Annotated in this window: 19 protein-coding genes and 1 riboswitch; of the genes, 2 read left to right on the top strand and 17 right to left on the bottom strand. The window is 66.0% G+C overall.

All coding sequences use genetic code 11. From position 1 onward, the window contains the following. Nucleotides 1-26 precede the first annotated feature (26 nt). The 13 genes from F6X61_RS15535 to lpxO all read right to left on the bottom strand — a co-directional run bounded on the left by F6X61_RS15535 (nt 27) and on the right by lpxO (nt 14,140). Nucleotides 27-644 carry a TetR/AcrR family transcriptional regulator gene (locus F6X61_RS15535; protein WP_153787368.1) on the bottom strand — a complete coding sequence of 206 codons (618 nt, stop codon included), beginning with the start codon at nt 642-644 and terminating at the stop codon, nt 27-29. 89 nt (nt 645-733) lie between these two features. Beyond that, on the bottom strand, nt 734-1,651 hold the full coding sequence (locus F6X61_RS15540; RefSeq protein ID WP_153787369.1) for a pyridoxal-phosphate dependent enzyme: 918 nt from the start codon (nt 1,649-1,651) through the stop codon (nt 734-736). Between the two features lie 14 nt (nt 1,652-1,665). Further along, complete coding sequence (locus tag F6X61_RS15545; protein WP_153787370.1) at nt 1,666-2,358, bottom strand: transcriptional regulator; 693 nt, start codon at nt 2,356-2,358, stop codon at nt 1,666-1,668. A gap of 156 nt (nt 2,359-2,514) precedes the next feature. Then, nucleotides 2,515-4,218: an amidase gene (locus F6X61_RS15550; RefSeq protein ID WP_153787371.1), complete on the bottom strand. Its 1,704-nt coding sequence runs from the start codon at nt 4,216-4,218 to the stop codon at nt 2,515-2,517. A 184-nt stretch (nt 4,219-4,402) separates the two neighbouring features. Beyond that, nucleotides 4,403-4,987 (bottom strand): hypothetical protein, encoded by a 585-nt coding sequence (locus F6X61_RS15555; protein ID WP_153787372.1) that lies wholly within the window; start codon nt 4,985-4,987, stop codon nt 4,403-4,405. A 15-nt stretch (nt 4,988-5,002) separates the two neighbouring features. After that, nucleotides 5,003-5,578: a hypothetical protein gene (locus tag F6X61_RS15560; RefSeq protein ID WP_153787392.1), complete on the bottom strand. Its 576-nt coding sequence runs from the start codon at nt 5,576-5,578 to the stop codon at nt 5,003-5,005. A gap of 157 nt (nt 5,579-5,735) precedes the next feature. Next, nucleotides 5,736-6,575, bottom strand: a complete 840-nt coding sequence (gene yghU, locus F6X61_RS15565; RefSeq protein ID WP_153787373.1) for a glutathione-dependent disulfide-bond oxidoreductase — start codon at nt 6,573-6,575, stop codon at nt 5,736-5,738. Nucleotides 6,576-6,877: 302 nt separating this feature from the next. After that, the gene (locus tag F6X61_RS15570; RefSeq protein WP_153787374.1) at nt 6,878-8,083 is read right to left on the bottom strand and encodes an NAD(P)/FAD-dependent oxidoreductase; all 1,206 of its coding nucleotides are present in this window, start codon (nt 8,081-8,083) and stop codon (nt 6,878-6,880) included. Nucleotides 8,084-8,305: 222 nt separating this feature from the next. Beyond that, nucleotides 8,306-9,361 (bottom strand): GlxA family transcriptional regulator, encoded by a 1,056-nt coding sequence (locus tag F6X61_RS15575; RefSeq protein WP_153787375.1) that lies wholly within the window; start codon nt 9,359-9,361, stop codon nt 8,306-8,308. A 158-nt stretch (nt 9,362-9,519) separates the two neighbouring features. Beyond that, complete coding sequence (locus tag F6X61_RS15580) at nt 9,520-11,637, bottom strand: TonB-dependent siderophore receptor (RefSeq protein ID WP_153787376.1); 2,118 nt, start codon at nt 11,635-11,637, stop codon at nt 9,520-9,522. 109 nt (nt 11,638-11,746) lie between these two features. Then, a riboswitch (cobalamin riboswitch) is annotated at nt 11,747-11,953 on the bottom strand. Between the two features lie 129 nt (nt 11,954-12,082). Next, complete coding sequence (locus tag F6X61_RS15585) at nt 12,083-12,652, bottom strand: GNAT family N-acetyltransferase (protein ID WP_153787377.1); 570 nt, start codon at nt 12,650-12,652, stop codon at nt 12,083-12,085. 79 nt (nt 12,653-12,731) lie between these two features. Then, a complete protein-coding gene (locus F6X61_RS15590) occupies nt 12,732-13,076 on the bottom strand; it encodes a carboxymuconolactone decarboxylase family protein (RefSeq protein ID WP_153787378.1) in 345 nt (114 codons plus the stop codon). Between the two features lie 164 nt (nt 13,077-13,240). Beyond that, complete coding sequence (gene lpxO, locus F6X61_RS15595; protein WP_153787379.1) at nt 13,241-14,140, bottom strand: lipid A hydroxylase LpxO; 900 nt, start codon at nt 14,138-14,140, stop codon at nt 13,241-13,243. A 205-nt stretch (nt 14,141-14,345) separates the two neighbouring features. On the opposite strand from lpxO, the gene thpR reads away from it, so the two are divergent. After that, on the top strand, nt 14,346-14,891 hold the full coding sequence (thpR, locus tag F6X61_RS15600; RefSeq protein ID WP_153787380.1) for an RNA 2',3'-cyclic phosphodiesterase: 546 nt from the start codon (nt 14,346-14,348) through the stop codon (nt 14,889-14,891). Between the two features lie 6 nt (nt 14,892-14,897). Here the strand turns inward: thpR and F6X61_RS15605 are convergent, their stop codons facing one another. The 4 genes from F6X61_RS15605 to F6X61_RS15620 form a co-directional block, all read right to left on the bottom strand. Continuing rightward, the gene (locus F6X61_RS15605; RefSeq protein WP_153787381.1) at nt 14,898-17,336 is read right to left on the bottom strand and encodes a TonB-dependent receptor; all 2,439 of its coding nucleotides are present in this window, start codon (nt 17,334-17,336) and stop codon (nt 14,898-14,900) included. Nucleotides 17,337-17,429: 93 nt separating this feature from the next. Continuing rightward, nucleotides 17,430-18,407: a FecR family protein gene (locus tag F6X61_RS15610; protein WP_153787382.1), complete on the bottom strand. Its 978-nt coding sequence runs from the start codon at nt 18,405-18,407 to the stop codon at nt 17,430-17,432. Beyond that, a complete protein-coding gene (locus tag F6X61_RS15615) occupies nt 18,404-18,910 on the bottom strand; it encodes a sigma-70 family RNA polymerase sigma factor (protein WP_153787383.1) in 507 nt (168 codons plus the stop codon). The genes F6X61_RS15610 and F6X61_RS15615 overlap by 4 nt, the downstream gene beginning before the upstream one ends. A 101-nt stretch (nt 18,911-19,011) precedes the next feature. Next, a complete protein-coding gene (locus F6X61_RS15620) occupies nt 19,012-19,611 on the bottom strand; it encodes an NAD(P)H-dependent oxidoreductase (RefSeq protein WP_153787384.1) in 600 nt (199 codons plus the stop codon). Nucleotides 19,612-19,703: 92 nt separating this feature from the next. On the opposite strand from F6X61_RS15620, the gene F6X61_RS15625 reads away from it, so the two are divergent. Next, a complete protein-coding gene (locus F6X61_RS15625; RefSeq protein ID WP_153787385.1) occupies nt 19,704-20,300 on the top strand; it encodes a TetR/AcrR family transcriptional regulator in 597 nt (198 codons plus the stop codon). Nucleotides 20,301-20,367 lie beyond the last annotated feature (67 nt).

Raw genomic sequence — 20,367 nt, forward strand, 5'->3', positions numbered from 1 at the left:
TCAGGGTGCATTTCGTTATGATTTTTTTATACAGCGATTAGTTGCGCAACCTCAACCTCCGGGCGCAAGCCGCGCAGGAACAGGTCGGCCAGCGCCTGGGTCGAGGCCCGCGTCGGCTTGAGCCGCGCTGAGCTGCCGGGCGCCTCGCCGAAACGGAAACTGGCCAGGGGCGTGGACCAGAGGAACAGTAGCAGATGCTCCGGCGCGGTCCGGGCAATCAGGCCGCGCTCCATCCACTGCGCAAGGCAGGCCAGGTTCTGTCGGGCGCTGTGGCGCAGCGCCTCGCTACGTTCGCCGGGCAAGCGCTGCCCGCCGTGGAGCATTTCCTTGAGCCAGACCCGCGTGGCATGGGGGTGCTGGCGGGCCACCTCGGCCTTGGCCTTGAAGTAGCGGGGCAGGGCGTGCTCGGGATGATCCTCTGGCGCAAGGCTGCGCGAAGCGAGCAGCAAGGGCTCCATCACCAAGTCCAGCACGGCGGTGTAGAGCTGCTGCTTCTTGCGAAAGTAGTAGAAGACATTGGCTCTGGGCAGGCCGGCGCGGGTGGCGATGGCATCGACCCGGGCGGCGGCGAAGCCGTGTTGGGCGAACTCTTCACTGGCGGCTTCGAGGATCAGTTGCAGGTTGCGGTCACGGATACTGGACATGGCTGAGGCAGGACTTCTAAATCGCTATGTTCAAAAGTATATAGCGATAGTCGGTTAGCCTGCCAACAGCTTGTACCCGCGAACAGGGCCTACGCCACCTGGCCCAGCCAGGCGCGGATCTGCTCCAGTGTGGCGGTCGCGCCACCGCAGACGATGACCAGCACATTGCCATAGGCCTGGAACACCTCAGGTCGCTGCAGCAACGCCAGCGCCGCACCGCATGCCGGTTCGACCAGCACCCGGTGATCGTGCAGCAGCCTTTCGCAGGCTTGCAGCGCTTCGCGGTCGCTGACCAGATGGCTATGCACGCTGTGGGTACGGCTGCAGGCCAGCGCCTGCTCGGCCACCCGCTTGGCCCCCAGCGAGGTGGCCACCGATTGGATACCGGGCAGCTCCACGGTATGCCCGGCAGCCATGGCCGTGTGCAGCGACGCCGCGCCCTCGGTCTCCACCGCCAGCACCGGCACGTCGTGCCAGCCATTGCGTTGCAGGCCCTCGACCACACCGCTGAGCAACCCGCCGCCGCCTACCGAGAGCACCACGGCATCGGGCTTGAAGCCTGCCGCCGCCACTTCGTCGATCATGCTGGCATGGCCGGTCCACAGCAGTGGGTCGTCGAACGGGTGGATGAAGGCATCGTCCGGCCCCAGCAGGGTCTGGGCATGGGCGTTGGCCTCCTGCCACGAGCTGCCGTGCACCACGACCTTGGCGTCCTCGAGGAGCAACAGCTCCTTGGCCCGTTCGGTGGTGGTTTCGGGTACCACCACAGTCACCGGCACCCCCAGCTTGCGCCCGGCATAGGCCACCGCCAGCCCGGCGTTGCCGCCCGACGACGAGACGAAATGCTGCGCGCCACGGGCCTGGTGTATTTCACAGGCATGGCCGACCCCGCGCAGCTTGAACGAGCCGCAGGGTTGCAGGGCCTCGAGTTTGAGCCACACCGGGCGGCCGGCACGTTGCGACAGGGGGCGGGATTCGATCAGCGGGGTTTGGATGTGCAGTGGCATGGGAACTCCGGGTTTCAGTCGCGGGCAGCCGGCGCTTGCTCGCCGCGCAGCTGCTCCAGGTAGTTGTAGATGGTGTAGCGGGTCACGCCGAGGGCCTCGGCGGCCTTCTCCACACCGCCCTTGACGATGAACAACCCGCGCTCCTGCATCACCCGCACCGCCTCGACCTTGGCCTGTTTGTTCATCCGGCCCTGGCCGCTGCGTTGCAGCGAGTCGTGGATGATCTCGGCCATCAGCACGGCCATGTCGGCGGGCTCGCTGCTCACGGCCGGGGCGGGCATCGCACCCAGTGGCTGGAAGTGCTGAAGGAAGGCCATGGCGGCATCGAGGCCGGTGACATCGGTGTTCACGCACAGGCTGGCAAACGGATGCCCGCCGCTGTCGCGGAAGATTGCCGTGGCGCTGCGCAGGTGGCGGCCTTTGAGTGTGGTGGGGTAGTCGGGCAGTACCACAGGCGTGCAGCCTGGCTGGCCATTGGCGGTCTGCATCAAAGCCTTGAAGCCCTGGTCCTGTTCGGGGGCGGCGAGGATCGGGCTGCCGACCTGGCGCCCGGAAAGCTGGCCGTTGACGATGGCCACCACCGAGTGTTCGGGGTGGTCGAGGTCGTGCAGGAGGATTTCGACGTTGCGCGGGACAACACTGCCCAGGGCCTGGAGGGCGGCCTTGAGTACGGTGAGGGTGAGCTGGCGCTCTTGGGGAGGCGTCATGGTGGCATCGCATTAATCAACAGTTAGTTGATTTTTGCATGCCTTGTTGAAATATTCCAGCGGGTAGAAAGCATCGCGGGGCAAGCCCGCTTCCACGTCAGACCACATTGCATGGGGGTGACGTGGGAGCGGGCTTGCCCCGCGATGATCCTTCGATCAGCCCAGCTTTGGCGTACGCGGCGGGATCATGCGGCGCGAGCCGGTCGCCTCGAAGGCAGCGGCAAATTTCAACAGATTGTTGTCACTGTAGGCCTTGCCGGCGAAGGTCAGCCCCACTGGCATGCCGATATCGGCCATCACGCCCATGGGCACGGTCACGGTCGGCACACCCAGGTGACGGATCGCCAGGTTGCCGTTGGCCACCCAGATACCGTTGCTCCAGGCGATGTCCGCCGAGGCAGGGTTCACATCGGCATCGGCCGGGCCGACATCGGCCACGGTGGGGAACAGCACCGCGTCCAGGCCCTGGGCGTCCATCCAGTCTTCCAGGTCCTGCTTGCGGGTCTGTTCCAGGCCGCGCAGGCCGTCCGGCACGGTGGCGATCTGGTCCCAGGTCTTCAGGCCGCGCTTGGCCATGTTGACGTACTCGTCCATGCCAGCGGCCAGGTCATCCTCGCGGTTGGGCAGGGTGCCCGGGTCGTGGGGGAAGATCTGCGGGCCGTCGACGTCGGCCAGGCGGTTGAGCTTGGGGTCGTCGTTTGCCCGCAGGAAGTCGTCGAAGGCCCAGCCGGACAGCTCCCACAGCTCGTCATGCAGGAATTCCTTGCTGACGATGCCGCGGTTGTACACGGTCGGCGCGCCGGGGCGATCGCCCTCGCAATTGGACACCAGCGGGAAGTCGGTTTCGACCACTTCGGCACCGGCCGCTTCCAGGGCCTGGCGTGCCTGCTGCCACAGCTCGATCACGCTGGCGCGGGTGTTGATACGTTGGCCGGTTGGGCCGCCGATGCCCGGCTTCTCGGACGTGCCGGCTTCGGCGTCGGCGTTGATGTACATGCGCGGCACGGCGAAGCGCTTGCCCTTGAGCGAAGCCGCATCGGCAGCCAGTGCCAGGTAGGAGGCCGGGCGCACGCTGGAGGCGGCGGGGATCGGCACCCACGGCTGCAGGCGCCACAGGTCGCCGCGCTTGTCGGCGTCGTCGGCCACTACCACGTCGAGGATTTCCAGCAGGTCGGCCATGGTGCGGGCGTAAGGCACGACCACGTCCATGGTCGGGGTCAGCGGCCAGTTGCCGCGCACCGAAATCACCCCGCGCGACGGGGTGTAGGCGCACAGGCCATTGTTCGAGGCAGGGCCACGGCCGCTGGACCAGGTTTCTTCGGCCAGGCCGAAGGCGCTGTAGCTGGCGGCGGTGGCGGTACCGGCGCCGTTGGACGAGCCGGAGGCGAACGGCGCGGTCAGGTAGGCGGCGTTGTACGGGCTTTCGGCGCGGCCATACACACCGCGCTGCATGCCGCCGTTGGCCATTGGTGGCATGTTGGTCTTGCCCAGGCAGATGGCGCCGCCGGCGCGCAGGCGCTCGACGGTGAAGGCATCGCGCTGGGCGACCAGGTCCTTGAACGCAGGGCTGCCGGAGGCGGCGGTCAGGCCTTTGACCAGGTAGCTGTCCTTGGCGGTGTAGGGGATGCCGTCCAGCGGGCCGAGGACTTCGCCACGGGCTCGGCGGGCGTCGGAGGCCTCGGCCTCTTTCAACGCTTCAGGGTTGCGCACCACCACGGCGTTGAGTGCGGTGGCGGTGTCCTTGCCGTCATAGGCGTCGATGCGCGCCAGGTAGGCCTTGACCAGCTCTACCGCAGTCGTGCGGCCAGACTCGAGCGCGTCGCGCAGCTCGGCAATGGAAACCTCGGTTACCTCGATCATGCTGTCACCACAGTTGTGCAGGTGGAAAAATCATGGCGGCGAGTGTAGCAAGAAGGCTTTGCCGGAGCAGGCATGCAGTGGGGAAATGCTTCGTTGCGTCACAGCATTGTGTTGGGCGTGGGCATTGCGCTGGCGCCATTCGCCGGCAAGGCCGGCGAAAGGTTCACCTCAGGTCCTTGGTCGATTACAGCAGCTTGCGCTGTACCGCTTCGTCCAGGGTGCTGCGCGCCAGTTCACGGACCACGTCGCGGGTGTCGGCCTGGAACGGCAGGCCGACGATCAGCACCAGTTGCATCCAGGTGCGCACCGACTCGCTCTTGCTGATACGCCCGACTTCCTTGCCTTCCTTGTCCTTGAACACGGTCTGCAGGGTGAAGGTGTTCTTCGCTGTGGACGGAATGATGAAGAAGGTGAAGCCAGTGATGAACGCCGAGGCCATGACGAACTGCTCATGGTTGGTCAGGGTCGCTTCGGCGTACAGGTCCGATTCGACTTTGCGCGTGCTGACCTGGGTGAAGCGGCCGGATTCCTGGTAGGTCTCGCTGATGGCCTTTTCCCACATTTGCGCCTGGGCACCCGCGGCGGCAGCGGCCGGGTTGTCGTTGACCTGGTACAGCGCGGTGGTGCGCAGGTAGGCGCTGGGCTTGGCCGCTTCGCTGCTGGCTGCAGGTGGCCAGGTGCCGACCGGGGCCAGATCGCCGGTGGAATAGGAAACGCAGCCGCCGAGCAGCAATGCGCCGAGCAGCAATCCTTGTTTAAGCATGTTCATGTATCGCTTCCTGATTTAACGTTTGGCCAATTGCACGGTGGCGGTGTCCAGCAGCTCGCCGACCAGCAGCGACAACTGCTTGCCGCCCATGATGGTCGGTGCCCAGTAGTCGCCGCCGTACAGGCCGACGTTGTGCTTGAAGGTGATCTGGTCCTTGGTACGGGCCAGCTCGACGCCGTCGCGGTCGACGATCACCAGGTCGCCGGCCAGGTCGAAACTGTCGACATAGATCGGGCCGTTGACCCAGATCCACAGGGTCAGGGTCAGCAGTGCACCAGGGAAATAGCCTGGGTGCGGCGCGCGACGGCCCTTGAGCGAAGTCATGTCGAACTTCAGCACCACGTCCTGTTCGCCCAGGCGGGTGGGGTACTCGCTGACCGACTTGAAATAGCCGGCCTTGTCCACGTAGCGGTCGAGGTCTTTGGTCAGCGAGCGGCTGATGGCCTCGCGGGTAGCCTGGTCGAGGCCGGGGGCGGACACCGTGACATCGGCGACCTGCGCGGTGCGCGGGCTGGTGACGGCGGCGGGATGGACTGGGGCGTTGATGGGGCCGGTGACCTGGAAGGACACGCAGCCGCTCATCGACAGCATGGCCACGAGGGCGGTGCTTTTAAGAAGTTGCTTCAAGCCGGTGTGTCCTTGTTCGAGGGAGGCAGATCAAGGATTACGGCTGGGGGGAGTGGAACTTTAGGGCAAAGTGCCACTATTTCGTAAGGGCCACCCAGCATGGCTGAGCGACCCTTCGTGATCAGCCCAGATCGGCTGCCGAGTGGCGCTCGGGAACCTGGCTGGCTTCATCGCCCCAGGTCCGGTTCACCCGGGTACCGCGCTGTACTGCCGGGCGTTGCGCGATGGCCTCGGCCCAGCGTTGCACGTTGGGGTATTCGTGTACCGCAAGAAACTCCGCGGCGCCATACAGGTTGCCGCGTACCAGCTGGCCATACCACGGCCATACGGCGATGTCGGCGATGCTGTATTCATCGCCACCCAGGTAGCTGCTTTCGGCCAGGCGGCGGTCGAGCACGTCGAGTTGGCGCTTGGCTTCCATGGTGAAGCGGTTGATGGCGTATTCGAACTTTTCCGGTGCATACACATAGAAGTGGCCGAAACCACCGCCCAGGTAGGGTGCCGAGCCCATCTGCCAGAACAGCCAGTTCAGGCTTTCGGTGCGACTGGCCGGGTCCTTGGGCAGCAGGGCGCCGAATTTTTCTGCCAGGTACAGCAGGATCGAGCCGGACTCGAACACCCGCACCGGCGGTTCGACGCTGCGGTCGAGCAGGGCGGGGATCTTCGAGTTCGGGTTGACCCCGACGAAGCCGCTGCCGAACTGGTCGCCTTCGCCGATGCGGATCAGCCAGGCGTCGTATTCGGCGCCGGCATGCCCCAGGGCCAGCAGTTCCTCGAGCAGGATGGTCACCTTGACGCCATTGGGGGTGGCCAGGGAGTAGAGTTGCAGCGGGTGCTTGCCCACGGGCAGTTCTTTATCGTGGGTCGGGCCGGCGACCGGGCGGTTGATGCTGGCGAACTGGCCGCCGGAAGGTGCCTCGTGGGTCCAGACCTGGGGTGGGACGTAGGGGGGCTTGCTCATGCGCGGAAACTCCTGGAAGGCGTGATGGAGCATCTATGCCATGGGTTCGGCGCGAGGGGCAAATGCATTGGATGCATAGCTGATATCAAAGCTGAGAGTTTGACGTTGGGGGGCTTATCGCGGGGCAAGACGCATCGGCGCACCCACGCTGAAACCGCGTCGTACCAACAAGGCGTACAGCGATGAAGTCACAGGAGTAAGTGGCCCGAAACAGATGTGGGAGCTGGCAAGCCAGCTCCCACATCTGTTTCGGGCCAGTTATGCCTGTGAGAGCTTCGGCGCCTGCCCGCGATGCGGACGTATCAGGCCACCGGGATCAGCGGATCAGCCGCCGCCAGCGCCGCTGCGCGATCATTGGCAGCCGGTGGGTAGATCCAGATCGAGTTGATCTGGTGCTTGAGCACCTTGGCCTCGGCCTTGTCGGTCGGCGGCGACACCGTGCGCTCCCAGCCTTCGGTGTACACCGCGCCCCAGGCGCCGAGGTCCAGGCAGGTGACGTACTTGGGTTGGCTGTAGGTCATCGACGCCACGCCGATCAGTTCGGCGGCGGCGTTGTTGCCGGCGTAGCGGCCCAGCGGGATGGCGTGCTGGCAGGACATCACCGCATGGTTGCCGACCTCGTCGCACGCGGCGTAGGCCACGTCGCCTGCGGCGTACACCGCGTCATTGCCAATGACCTTGAGGTTGCCGTCGACGTGCAGGCGGCCCTGGCGGTCGCGTTCACCGCTGATCTGTTCGGTGAGCGGGTTGGCCTTGAACCCGACGGTCCAGATCACCGTGCTGGCGTCGATGCGCTGGCCGTTGTCGAGTACTACGCCATTGGCATCCACCGAGGCCACCGTGGCGCCGCAGATCCATTCGATGCCCAGGTGCTCGCTGGCCTGCTCGATGGCCGGGCGGATACCGTCACCCAATGCGGCGCCGATTTTCGCACCGCGGTCGACCACGATCACCCGTGGCGTCACCCGATCACCCAGGATCTTGTGCAGGCGCGACGGCAGTTCGGTGGCGGTCTCGATACCGGTGAAGCCGCCGCCGGCCACCACCACGGTATTGCGTGCCGGGCTGTCGGGCCGGCCGGCGAGGGATTTGAGGTGTTCTTCAAGGCGCGATGCCGAGTCGATCTTGTCGACATCGAAGGCATGCTCGATACCGGCCATGTCGGGTCGGTTGAGCAGGCTGCCACACGCCATGATCAGGCGGTCGTAGCTCAGTTTCGACTCGATGCCGCCGGGCGCGCGGTAGGTCACTTCACGGTTCTTTTCGTCGATGCGGCTGGCGCTGCCTTTGACGAAGCGCACATTGACCGTATCGAACAGCTCCTGCAGCGGCGCGGCCATGGTGTGCACCTCGGGTTCGTAGAAGCGCGGGCGCACATGCAGTTCGGCCTGGGGGGCGAGCACGGTGATGGCGACGTCGTCGCGCCCGTGCAGGTCAAGTCGGCGCGCGGCGCCCAGGGCGCTCCACAGCCCGGCGAAGCCTGCGCCAATGATCAGGATCTGTTTCATGAGGGTGCTCCTGGATGTTCCGAATACCGCGGATAGTTGGAATTGTCGGTTCGGGCACTGCAGTGGGAAAAGGGTACGCCTTGTGCCGCCGGGTGGGGCGTGGTCCGACCTGTGGCCCATCGCGGGGCAAGCCCGCTCCCACGGCAGATCGTGGGAGCGGGCTTGCCCCGCGATGGGGGTGTTTGTCGCAGCAAGGATGCTAAGCGTGGCCGGCGTTGCGCCCTAGGCCAAAGAACCCTGGATTTCGGCCAGCGGCACACTGCGGGCGAAGCGCGAGCGGTAGTCGCGCGGGGTGACCGCCTGGTGACGCTGGAACGCCAGGCGCATGCGTTCCTCGTTGCCAAAGCCGCACTGACGGGCAATCTGCTCGATGTGCTGGGTGGAGTTCTCCAGCAGGCGGCGAGCGGCTTCCAGGCGGAACAGTTCGATGGCCTTGGCCGGGGTGCGACCGGTCTTCTGCTTGTACACCCGGGTGAAGTTGCGCAGGCTCATGCGCGCCTGCTCGGCCAGACGTTCGACACTCAGGCGCGGGTCGCCCAGGTGGTCGTTGAGCCACAGGTGCAGGGCGTCGAAGGCGGCGCTGTCCTCGCCCTGGGCCTTGAGCAACTCGCTGAATTGCGCCTGCCCGCCGGGGCGCTTGAGGAATACCACCAGCTCGCGCGCCACCTGCATGGCCACCTCGCGGCCGCAATCGGCTTCGACCAGGGCCAGGGCCAGGTCGATGCCGGCGCTCACCCCGGCACTGGTCCACACCTGGTCCTGCTGCACGAAGATCGATTCGGCATCCACCTCGATGGCCGGGAAGCGCTGGTGCAGGGCGTCGCACATGGCCCAGTGGGTCGCCGCCCGGCGGCCGTCGAGCAGGCCGGCGGCGGCCAGCAGGAAGGTGCCGCTGCACACCGAGGCGGTGCGCCGGGCGCGGGCGGCGACCAGGCGCAGCCAGCCGACCAGTTCGCCGTGTTCGGGGAGGGTGCGGACGATTTCCGGGGCGCCCGGCACCACCAGTGTGTCTACGGGTTCCTGCAACCAGGGCTGCAAAGGCTCGGTACCGACCGCCAGCCCTTCGGCGGTGGGCACCAGGCCACCAGTGAGGCTGGCGGTGACCACCCGGTAGCCGGGCAAGCCGCGTTCGGCGCGGGCCTTGGTGGCGGCCCAGAACACCGTCTGTGCGCCCGTCAGGTCGAGCAGGCCCATTTGCGGATAGGCGAGGAACAGCAGGGTGCGCGGCTGGTCGAGCGAATGCACGGGCGGGTCGGGAATTTGCGGGATGTCGGTCATGGCGTGCTGCCTGGGCGAAAGGCTTGCCCTAGTCGACCAGTTCGCGCGGTGATGCACAAGCACCTGTGGCCTCATCGCGGGGCAAGCCCGCTCCCACGCAGCACCATGCAATGAGGTCTGGCGTGGGAGCGGGCTTGCCCCGCGATGAGGCCCTTGGCTCAGAAGCGATAATCGACCGTGGCGAAGTACGACCGCGGCGCGCCCAGCAACCACTGCTCGCCACTGTAGGCCGACATCGCGTATTCACGGTCGAACAGGTTGTTCACCTGCAGCCCCAGGCGTACGTCCGGCAATACCTGCCAGCCGATGTTGCCATCGACCACGGTGTAGCCCGGCACGTGCTGGTCGTTGGCGGTGGTGGCGTAGCGCTGGTCGACGTAGCGCAGGCCGATGCCGGCATCGACGGCCTGGCCGAACCCCTTGCTCAGCCACAGGTTGGCGGTGCGCCGTGGCACATCGGTGGGGCGGTTGCCCGAGCGGTCGTAGGCGATGCCGCCGCTCACCTCGTCGAATTCGTCGTACTTCGCCCGCACCAGCGCCGCATTGGCCGACAGCTGCCACTGGTTGCCCAGCGCCAGTTCCAGGTTTGCCTCCAGGCCATCGGAGGTCTGCTGGCCGGCCTGCTGCTTGGTGTGGGTGACCGGGTCGCTGACCAGCAGCTTGTCCTTGACGATGTGATAGGCCGCCAGGGTCCACTCGCCACGGCCTTCCCAGAAGCGCTGCTTGAGGCCCAGCTCGGTCTGCCTGGCTTCGGTCAGGTCCAGGCGCTGCTCGGGACGCAGGGTGATCAGGTCGCCGACGCCGTCTTCGCTGGTGGAGTACTGGCCGTACAACGACAGGTCGTCGGTGACGGCGAACACCAGCCCGGCGCGCCAGTTGCCGCCCTGCAGGCTGCGGTCGCTGCGGCTGTCGTCGAGCAGGTTGCTGCGGTCGATGTGGTTCTGGTCGCGGCGGATGCCGGTGACCAGCGACAGGCGCTCGGTAAGCTGGGTACGGTTTTCGGCGAACAGGGCGAAGGTGCTGGTTTTCGACAGCGACTGCGGCTGGGTCGGGCTGGCGCTATGGAAGGCACCGGGCGCGGGCTGCCAAGGGTCGAGCGGGTCTGTGCTGCCGTCGTCGTAGGGCCAGTTGCTGTCGATGTTGAAGCGGATCCGGTTGTACTCGGCACCGACCACGGTCTTGCTGGCCAGGCCGAACAGAGAGTGGTCGAAGGTGAACGTCTGGCGGTCGCCGATCTGCTCCTGATTGTGCTTGATCTCGAGGAAGCTGCCGCGCTGGACCATCCCGTTGTCGGCGTCCCAGGCGTATTGCTCGGCGTTGCGCCAGTGGCGCCGGCTCTTGATGTAGTAGAGCTGGTTGCTGGCCGAGACGCTGTCGTTGATGGCCCAGTCGGTGGTGAAGCGTGTCCACTCATCGTGATAGCGCTGCACGTCGTTGCTGACGTTGTAGTTCTTCTTGGCCAGGCTGCTGCGCAGATGGCCGTTGATCAGCGGTGTGCCGTAGTAGTTGGCCGGTTGCGCATCGCCGCGTTCGTGGGCGAGGGTGAAGCTGAGGTCGTCGCTGGCATCGAAGCGCAGCGCGGCGCTCAGGGCCAGGCTGCGCGAGTCGGTGCGGTCGATGTAGCCGTTGCCGGCCTGCTGGTTGAGGGTGACGCGGTAGCTCAGGCGCTCGCTCAGGCTGCCGCCGCTGTCCAGGCCCAGTTGCTGACGGTCCCAGGAGCCGTAGCCCAGGCGCAGGTGGTTGCTGATCTCGCCGGCGAAGGGCTTTTTCGGGATCACGTTGACCACCGCGCCCGTGGCGCCTTCGCCGTACAGCACCGAGGCCGGGCCGCGGATGACGTCGATGCGCTCGACCATCCATGGGTCGACCGGGAAGGTCTGGGTGCCGGCACCGGTGTACAGGCGTGCGCCATCGAACAGGGTCATCACCGAGTTCTGCCCGCTGAAACCGCGCGCCGACAGGCCGGTGCCGCCATCGCCGGGGGTGCCGATGAAGGTGATGCCCGGCGAACGGGTCACGGCGTCCTGCACGGTGAGGTTGTTGCGCTGCTGGATCTGCGCTTCGCCGAGGCTGCTGGTACTGGCGGGGGTGTCCAGGGCGCTGAGGTTCAGGCGTGAACCGGCCTGGGTCGGGGTGGCCAGGTCTAGGGTTTGCGCATCGCGGCTGTCGGTGATGGCCGTTGAGGGCAGGGTGAGGGTGCTCTGCTGTTCGGCCTGGGCCGGCAGGGCGACGGCCAGGCAGGCCGCCAGGGAGTAACGCTTGCTGATACGGGACATGTCGTTCCACTGCTGCAGGAAGGAATGGATCCCGGTGGAAAACACGCAAAAGGCGAACCGCGCACGCAGGCGCGCGCACGGATACCGGCCTGCGCCCGCCCACCGCGGGTTGCCAAGTGGAGCCTCAGGCCGGTCTCCGGGCTTGCGAGGGTCGTGAAGCCTTCACCTTCCCATGCTGGCGCACAGTGGTGTGTCGAAGGGTTCGCTCGCTTACCGTTGCGGGGGCAGCGCCGGACTTGTCGCATGGGGCGACGCACCGGCTTCCCGTTTCACCCTGCGCACGGCGGCGTAGGGCACCTGAAACTGGCGCGCATATGACCATTGCGCGGGGAGTCAGTCAAGTTTTGGAACAAATGGAAATATGAGGTAGGTCAAGGGGTTGGGTGCTTAGCGTGCGGGCCTCATCGCCGGCTTGCCGGCGATGGGGGCGCAGCCAATCCATGCTTCAGCGACCGCGCCGGCGCGACACCCGAGCTTCGATATTCTTGCGGCCGATCAGCAGTGGCGGCTTTTCCACGACGGGCTCATCGGCCAGCCACTTGTACATCACCAGGCAGTCCACCAGCCCCAGCTGTGCGTGTCGGAAGGCCCGGGGCAGGCGCCCGACGGTCTCGAAACCGAGCTTGTGCCACAGCGCCACGGCCACCTCGTTGGTCGCCACCACCGAATTGAACTGCAGGGCGAGCAAGCCTTCCTGGCGTGCCAGCTTCTGCGAGTGTTCGCACATCAGCCGCGCTACGCCGCGGCCGCGGGCGTTCTCGCAGACCATATAGCCGCAGTTGCCGACATGCGCGCCGGGGCCGGCGGCATTGGCCTTGAGGAAATAGGAGCCGAGCAGCTCGCCGTCTTCTTCGGCCACCAGGGTACGCAGCGGTGCTTCAAGCCACAGCGCCAGGGCCTGCTCGTAACTCAGTGCGGGGTCGAAGGCGTAGGTCTGGCGGGCCTGGACGATGGCCTGGAAGGTTGGCCAGAAGCGCGGGAAGTCTTCCGGGGTCATGGGGCGGATGTGGATCATGGCGGTTCCTGCGCGGGCTGGGCCGCCAAGTCTGGGTGTCGCGGCGCCGGCGCGCAAGGGCGCTGGCGCCGTGAAGGGGCTAGTTGCCGGCTTTGCCGACCGCATCCATGGCCCGGGCCGAGTACACCAGTGCGGCGCCGGCATTCATCGCCACCGCCACGCCGAGGGCCTCGGCGATCTCTTCGCGGGTGGCGCCCTGCTTGACCGCCTGCTGCGAATGCACGGCGATGCAGCCGTCACAGCGGGTGGTCACCGCCACGGCCAGGGAGATCAGCTCGCGGGTCTTGGCGTCCAGGTGATTGGTCTTGGCCCCGGCGCCGCTGGCGGTCATGTAGCCGGCCACGGTATCGGGGGACAGTTGCTTGAGATCGCCGATGCCGGCCATCAACTGCTTACGGTAGGCGTCCCAGTCCATCATGCTCATCGTCTTCACCTTGTCAGGTTGGTCGGGGGGAGCTTTCAGGCTAGTCGATGATGGGGTTTGGGGGCGTGCTTTCATCTGCTGAAAGCATCGCGGGGCAAGCTCGCTCCCACGTAAAGCGTGGGAGCGGGCTTGCCCCGCGATGGTGTACGTACGGCGCAGCCTGGTCAGATGTAGATGAACACCAGCACCAGTGCGGCGACCACTGCCCACTTCTCCAGGTAGTAGCGCATGCGGTTGCGTTTCTTCAGCGCCTTGCCGCGCTCACGGATCTTGTAGATGCGGGTGAACAGGCGGTTGATGCCGCCGGTCTTGTCATTGGCATCGTTGGGTGCGGCGGCAGCGGCCATGACGTTGCGGCTGAACCAGCGGTTGAAGGCGCTCGCCCAGCGGTACTTGAGCGGGCGCTCGATGTCGCAGAACAGGATGATGCGGTTGTGCTCGGTGGTGTTGGCGGCGTAGTGGATGTAGGTCTCGTCGAACATCACCGCTTCGCCGTCGCGCCACGAATACTTCTCGCCGTCGACATCGATGTAGCAGCCGTCGTCGTTGGGTGTGTCCAGGCCCAGGTGGTAGCGGTAGGAACCGGCGTAGGGGTCGCGGTGGCGCACCAGTTTGGCGCCCGGTGGCAGGGTGGCGAACATCGCCGCCTTGACCGTGCCGATGCCCTGCAGCAGCTCGGTGGTGCGCGGGCACAGGGTCATCGCCGAGGGGTGGCTCTCGCCGTACCACTTCAGGTAGAAGCGCTTCCAGCCGGTCTTGAAGAACGAGTTGAAACCTACGTCGTCGTAGTTATCGGACTTCTTGATCTCGCCGGCATGCAGCAGTTGCTGGGCCTCGGCACGGATCTCCTGCCAGTGGTCCTTTAGCGGTTGCAGCTCGGGGAACGCCTCGACCGGCAGGTAGGGCTTGGCCGGGAGCCTGGAGAACAGGTAAAGGAAACTGTTGACCGGGGCGAGGAAACTGGAGTGGTCGCCCAACTGGCGGGTCAGCTTGTGACGAACCCGACCGCGCAGGTGAACATAGGCGATCGAGAGGACGAAGATCAGTACGAGTGCAATTTTCATGGACGGTTACTTGTCTAAAAAATGGCCATGCGCCATGGCATAAGCTCGCCAGCATAAACAAACATCGTCAGGGTTTGTACTTATTGTTACGTTTATTCCGGGCGACTTAGGTGTAATGGCCTACAGCTTGCGCAAACGATTCAACTGGATTTTTCGATGTATTTTGTGCATTTGAACGCTCCGATCTTCTGACAAGGAACGCCCCATGGTCCAGGAATCACGCCCCAGCGGCGCACCGTTCAAGCGCTTGTTCTTCGCCCTGTCGGTCACTGATGGCCAGCGCCGCGCCATCGCCCAGTGGCGCCGTGGCCTGGATCTGCGTAGCGGCAAGCCGGTGCCGGCGGACAACTTCCATGTGACTTTGCTGTTCCTGGGGGATGTGGATGCGGCCCTGGTGCCGGCGGTGTGTGCCGCCGTCGAGCCGTTGCAGCGCTCGGATGCGCCGCTGCGGGTGGTGCTCGACCGCTTGCAGGTGTGGCCGCGCGCTAGCGCCTTGGTGCTCGAACCCGAGCAGGCGCCAGCGGCCCTGCGCCAGTTGGTCTACGCCCTGCAGCAAGCGGTGCTGCCGCTGGGCATCGAGGCGCAGGTGCGCGAGTACCGGCCGCACCTGACGCTGTCGCGGGATTTTCGCGGGCCGCTGCCGGAGGCGGTGCAGGCGCCGGAGTTCTTCCTGGCGGCGCGCAGCTTCACCTTGTACGAATCGCGCAAGGGCCAGTACTGGCCGCTGGCCGAGTGGCCCCTGGCGGATTGAGGCGGCTCAGAACTGCGGCGTGTATTTCACCGTGAACATGAAGTTGCGTGGCTCGCCGTAGTTGTTGCTGCCATTGAGCTGGTTGAAACCGGCCACCCAGTACTTCTTGTCGAACAGGTTGTTGGCGTTGACCGCCAGGTTCACTTCGGGTGTCAGCTGGTAGGCCAGGCGTGCGTTCCAGACCGTGTAGCCTGCCACTTCATAGTTGCGCTCGTAGCCCAGGGTGTGGCTCTGGCTGGTGAAGCCCAGCCCGGTGCTCCAGCGCTGGCCGTCCAACGGCAGGGTGTAGTCGGCCCAGGCGCGCAGCATGTGCTTGGGGGTCCACTGGCTGAACACACGGCCCTCGTTGTCCGGGTCGTCGAGGAACTTGGTGGTGTTGTAGGTATAGCCGGCGAACAGTTGCAGGCCGCTGAGCACTTCGCCGCTGACCTCGGCTTCGACGCCCTGGCTGCGCACCTTGCCGGCAGCGGTCGAGCAGTACCAGTCATCGCAGGCAAAGCCCGAGGCGACGTCGGTGACGGCACGGTTTTCCTGGTCATAGCGGAACACGGCCAGCGAGGCATTGACTCGGCCGTCGAGCAGTTCGCCCTTCAGGCCTGTCTCGTAGTTGCTGCCCACCACCGGCTTGAGCGGCGTGTTGCCCACGGCGCGCTCGGTCTGTGGCACGAATACATCGGTGTAGCTGGCGTACCAGGCCCATTCACGGGTCAGGTCGTAAACGAAGCCGGCATAGGGCGTGACCTGCCCGGTCTCGGTCATGCGGCTGGTCGGGTGTTGGTTGCCGGGCTCGTTCGGGCCGTTGAAGTCGGTCGAATCCCAGCGGTAGTCGAACCAGCTGACCCGCGCGCCCAGCACCAGGGTCAGGTCTTCCACTGGCTTGACGCGCCAGGCGCCATACAGGCCTTTCTGGCGCACGTCGTAGCTGGCGCGGTTGGCGCGGCCCATGTCGCCGGCGAGCAGGCTGTCGCGGCTAGGTTCCGGGCGGTTGTGATCGATGGCGAAGATGTTGTCGTCGGGATCGTCGACGAAGTTGCGCCAATAGGCATCGTCGGACGTCAGCTTGGCGTAGTTGCCGCCAAGGGTCACCTCGTGGGCCACGGAGCCGGTATCGAAATGCCCGACCAGGTTCATGTCCAGGCCGAGCTTGGTGTTGTGGAAGTCGGTGATCCAATCGGCGTAGCTGACGCCCGTGCCATCGGGGGCCAGGCCCTGATCGATGGTCTGTACGCGCTGGTGGGTGGAGGTATTGGTCTCGTCCATGCGCACGGCGGCGGTCTTGAACGTCCAGTCGTCGTTGAACCGGTGCTCGAGGTCGAGGTAGTAGGTGGTGACGTCGGTCTCGGCGCGGCTCCAGCGCGCACCGGTGTAGGTGGAGCGGGGCAGGTCCACCGCCTTGCCGGTCGCATAGCGGGGGATGCCGCGCAGCATCGGGCGCGACTGCTGGCGGCTGTAGCTGATGCCGCCACCCACGGTGGTCGCATCGTTCAGGTCGATGTCCAGGGCGCCATACAGGGAGTGGTTCTTGCTCCACTGGTAATCGATGAAACTGTCGCTCTGGTCTTCGTCCAGCACCATGCGCCCACGTACCCGGCCATCACTGGTCAACGGGCCGCCGGCGTCCAGCTGCAGGCCGTAGTGATCCCAGGAGCCCGCCTTGCCGGTCAGGGCGACGGTCGGGGTGGCCTGGCCGCGTTTGCGCACCAGGTTGATCGCGCCGCCTGGGCTGCCGGTACCTTGCAGCAGGCCGGAGGCGCCGCGCAGGATTTCCACGCGGTCGAAGAACACCAGGTCCTGGGTTGCCCAGTTGCCCAGCGAGTAGTTGTTGCGCTGGATCGGCACCCCGTCGTACTGCCAGTCGTCGATCTGGAAGCCGCGCGAGGTGATGACCATGCCCGGGCCGATCCCTTGGGCGCCGACCAGGCCGGTGGTGTGGTTGACGGCGTCCAGCAGGTCGGTGATGCCTTGGTCGTCCAGCTGCTTGCGGGTGATGACGGTGACCGACTGCGGGATTTCCTTCAGCGTGTGTACGCCCTTGCCGAGGGTGACGGCACGCGCGGCGTAGCTGCCGCTGCCTTCGCTGGTCGCGTCCAGGTAGTTGTCGGTGACGCTGGTGCTGCCCAACTCCATCACGTCGCCGCCCAGGCTGGCCGGCGCCACGCTGAAGTGGCCGCTGGAGGTCACCCGCAACTGCAGGCCGCTACCGGCCAGGGCGGCCTGCATGGCTTGTTCGGCACTCATTTCGCCGACCACGGCCGGGGCCTGCTTGCCGCGCACCAGGCCGGGTTCCAGGGCGATGATGTGCCCGCTCTGGCTGGCAATGCGGTTGAGCGTGGTGGCCAGGTCAGCCGCCGGCAGGTTGAACGACTGGGTCTGCGCTTGGGCAAAGCCGCTGAGGCTGCTCAGGGCGATGACGAGGGGCAGGGCGCGGGGCCATAGGTTGTGCACGGTGTTCTCCCGAGTTTGAAGTTGGCTGTCAGGAGTTAGGTGCAACGAGAAATGAAAACCGGACACCTTTGCGAATGATTTTCAAAAATATTTTCAGCCAGCAGCTGCCGGCCCGATCAGGGTCAGCCACGGGCCGTAGTGCTCGATGCGGATCGGCAGGGTTTCGCCCAGGGCCTGCAGGGCCTCCCGGGGCTGGTCCAGCGGGAACACGCCTTGTACGCGCAAGTTGCGCACTTCGGGGGCCAGGCGGATGAAACCGGGCTGGTAGTCGCGCAGGGCTTCGATCACCTGGTGCAGCGGCTCGTCGAGCACCTCCAGGCGGCCTTCGAGCCAGGCCGCGCGCTGGCGTTGTTCCTGCGCGAGCAGTTCGATACCGCTGCTGCGCAGCAAGGCGGCCTGGCCTTCCTGCAGATCGAGCTGGCGGCCGTCGGCGAGGCTGGCGCGTACGCTGTGTTGCAGCACCACCACACGGGTCGAGCCCGCCTCCTGGCTGACCAGGAAGCGCGTGCCCAGGGCCTGCACCTGGCCTTGCGCGGTGCGGACCCGCAGCGGGCGATGCGGGTCGGCGGCGACCTGGATCAGCAGTTCGCCGCGACGCAATATCACCAGGCGTTGGCCGGCATCGAACTGCACGTCGACCGCGCTGTGGCTGTTGAGGCTCAGGCGGCTGCCATCGTCCAGGGTGTAACTGCGGCGCTGGCCGCTGGCGGTATGCAGGTCGGCCCGCCAGCCCAGGGCCGCGTCACTGCGCCAACCGGCCCATAGCCCGCCACCCAGCAGGCCGAGGCCGACCATGCTGCGCAGCACGTCGCGGCGGCTGCGGGTGGGTTGCAACAGGAGGCGGCGGGTGGCTTCGGTCTGGCCGGGCGCCCGCGCATCAAGGCCGCGCAGTACCGCGCAAGGGCGGCCCAGGCGCTGTTGCAGCAAGTCCCACGCCTGCTGGTGCCGAGGGTCCTGGCCCAGCCAAAGCTGCAGGCGCGCGGGCAAGTCGGCGTCATGGCCGCCAGCGTTGAGTTCCACCATCCAGTCGATGGCCTGTTCGCTGATGCTGTCGAGCACCTGGCGGCTCATGGCTGCAGCTCGCACAGGTAGCATTGGCGCAGCGCCTGTTTCATGTAGCGGCTGACAGTGTGTTCTGACAGGTTCAGCTTGGCCGCGATGTCGACGTAACTCAGGCCATCGAGCTGGCTATAGAGGAAGGCCGCCTTGACGATATCCGGCAGGCCATCGAGCACCTGGTCGATGGTGACCAGCGCCTCGAGCAGCAGCAGTTGTTCCTCGGCCGAAGGGGCCACTGGCTCTGGCAACAGGGCCAGGCGCTCCAGGTAGGCTTGTTCGAGTTGGCGGCGACGGTGGCGGTCGAAGATCAACCGGCGGGCGATGGTCGACAGGTAGGCGCGGGGCTGCTGGATGCTGTCGGGGTCGACCCGCGCACCGAGCATCTGGCAGAACGCTTCGGCGGCAGTGTCCTCGGCATCGGCACGGTTGCGCAGGCGCTTGTTGATGTGTTGCAGCAGCCAGCGATGGTGGTCGCTGAAGAAGAAGCCCAGCTTGCGGGTTGAAGTGCTGTCCAACGACCGGTTTCCGAGTGTGAATGTAAATTGTTCTCAATGGTGGCCGGGTCGTTCGGGTTCCTGCAATGGGGCGGCGGCTTGCCGCCCCTGGGCAGTGCGGGTCAGGCGACGGCGAGGCTGTCGGCGAACAATCGCTCGCCCAGTTGCCGCGCGCGTTCAAGGCTGGCGCGATTGTCCTGGATTTCGCTGTCGGTGAGCAGCGTGGTGCTGAGCACCTCGGCGCCGCAGTAGTCGAAGATGCCGTGTTCGATCTGCGTCGCCATGGCCTGGTTGTAGCCGTGGCGCTCGAAGGTGCCAGCGTCGGCCCCGGCCACGCCGACCAGGTGCACGGTCATGCCGCCGAGCTTTTTGATCAGCTTGCCGTCGGCGTGGTAGTCGAATGCCCAGCCATTGCTGAACACCCGCTCCACCCAGCCCTTGAGCAAGGCTGGCAGTGACCACCAGTAGATGGGGTAGACCAGCACCAGGGTATCGGCCCGTTCGATGCGCGCCTGTTCGGCCAGCACGTCTGCCGGGGCCCCGGCCTGGCGCCGGTGTACGGCGTGATCGGCAAGGCCGAAGCGCGGGTCGAACTGTTCGGCCCCCAGGTCAGCAAACTCGCTGGTATGGCCGGTGGCCTGCAAACCGGCAGCAATCTGCCCGGCGAGGGCATGGGTGAGGGATGCAGGGTCGTGGTGACCAATGACGATCAGGGCATGCATGGCGAGGACTCCATCAAGGTGTGCAGGAAAACCGCGAGCGCTATATACTCGCGGTAAGTTACCCTTGGTAAGTTACTTTTGGTAGGTAAGCGATGTCAAGCGATGACAAGACCCCCTCGCGCAAGCGCCTTTCCCGTGAGCAGCGCCGCCGTCAGTTGCTCGATATGGCCTGGCAGCTGGTGCGCGAAGAGGGCACCGAAGGCCTGAGCCTGGGCCGGCTGGCCGAGCAGGCCGGGGTTACCAAGCCCGTGGTGTATGACCACTTCGAGACCCGCACCGGGCTGTTGGTGGCCTTGTATCAGGAGTACGACGCCCGGCAGACCGCCATGCTCGACAGCGCCCTGGCCGGCGGCTCGGCCGACCTGGCTGGCCGGGCCCAGGTGATCGCCGACGCCTACGTGAATTGCGTGATGAGCCAGGGGCGGGAGATTCCCGGAGTCAGCGCGGCGCTGGCGGGCTCACCGGAAATGGAGGCCCTCAAACGCGTCTATGAGGGGCCGTTTCTCGACAAGTGCCGCCAGGCCCTGGCGCCGTTCACCGCAGGTGGCGACATCGATACCGCTGGCTTGCGGGCCTTGGTCGGGGCTGCCGAGGCCCTGTCGCAGGCCGCCGCTTGCGGGGAGCTTGCGCCTGAGGCCGCGCGCCAGGAATTGCAGGCGACCATCGTCGCGATGGTCAGCCGGCGATAAGCCTGCGCGGGTGGGATAACCCCCGGCCTCAAGCATTGGTCATGCTAGAATCCGCCCCTTCGAAATT

The organism is Pseudomonas sp. EMN2 (assembly GCF_009650555.1).
Lineage (GTDB): Bacteria > Pseudomonadota > Gammaproteobacteria > Pseudomonadales > Pseudomonadaceae > Aquipseudomonas > Aquipseudomonas sichuanensis.

What these genes read in the sequence shown, in the direction of transcription:
- F6X61_RS15555 (WP_153787372.1), bottom strand. Translation starts at nt 4,987, where the DNA reads ATGAACATGCTTAAACAAGGATTGCTGCTCGGCGCATTGCTGCTCGGC.
- F6X61_RS15550 (WP_153787371.1), bottom strand. Translation starts at nt 4,218, where the DNA reads ATGATCGAGGTAACCGAGGTTTCCATTGCCGAGCTGCGCGACGCGCTC.
- F6X61_RS15545 (WP_153787370.1), bottom strand. Translation starts at nt 2,358, where the DNA reads ATGACGCCTCCCCAAGAGCGCCAGCTCACCCTCACCGTACTCAAGGCC.
- F6X61_RS15535 (WP_153787368.1), bottom strand. Translation starts at nt 644, where the DNA reads ATGTCCAGTATCCGTGACCGCAACCTGCAACTGATCCTCGAAGCCGCC.
- lpxO (WP_153787379.1), bottom strand. Translation starts at nt 14,140, where the DNA reads ATGAAAATTGCACTCGTACTGATCTTCGTCCTCTCGATCGCCTATGTT.
- F6X61_RS15575 (WP_153787375.1), bottom strand. Translation starts at nt 9,361, where the DNA reads ATGACCGACATCCCGCAAATTCCCGACCCGCCCGTGCATTCGCTCGAC.
- F6X61_RS15570 (WP_153787374.1), bottom strand. Translation starts at nt 8,083, where the DNA reads ATGAAACAGATCCTGATCATTGGCGCAGGCTTCGCCGGGCTGTGGAGC.
- F6X61_RS15540 (WP_153787369.1), bottom strand. Translation starts at nt 1,651, where the DNA reads ATGCCACTGCACATCCAAACCCCGCTGATCGAATCCCGCCCCCTGTCG.
- F6X61_RS15560 (WP_153787392.1), bottom strand. Translation starts at nt 5,578, where the DNA reads ATGCTGTCGATGAGCGGCTGCGTGTCCTTCCAGGTCACCGGCCCCATC.
- F6X61_RS15585 (WP_153787377.1), bottom strand. Translation starts at nt 12,652, where the DNA reads ATGATCCACATCCGCCCCATGACCCCGGAAGACTTCCCGCGCTTCTGG.
- F6X61_RS15610 (WP_153787382.1), bottom strand. Translation starts at nt 18,407, where the DNA reads ATGAGCCGCCAGGTGCTCGACAGCATCAGCGAACAGGCCATCGACTGG.
- F6X61_RS15625 (WP_153787385.1), top strand. Translation starts at nt 19,704, where the DNA reads ATGTCAAGCGATGACAAGACCCCCTCGCGCAAGCGCCTTTCCCGTGAG.
- F6X61_RS15620 (WP_153787384.1), bottom strand. Translation starts at nt 19,611, where the DNA reads ATGCATGCCCTGATCGTCATTGGTCACCACGACCCTGCATCCCTCACC.
- yghU (WP_153787373.1), bottom strand. Translation starts at nt 6,575, where the DNA reads ATGAGCAAGCCCCCCTACGTCCCACCCCAGGTCTGGACCCACGAGGCA.
- F6X61_RS15580 (WP_153787376.1), bottom strand. Translation starts at nt 11,637, where the DNA reads ATGTCCCGTATCAGCAAGCGTTACTCCCTGGCGGCCTGCCTGGCCGTC.
- thpR (WP_153787380.1), top strand. Translation starts at nt 14,346, where the DNA reads ATGGTCCAGGAATCACGCCCCAGCGGCGCACCGTTCAAGCGCTTGTTC.
- F6X61_RS15590 (WP_153787378.1), bottom strand. Translation starts at nt 13,076, where the DNA reads ATGAGCATGATGGACTGGGACGCCTACCGTAAGCAGTTGATGGCCGGC.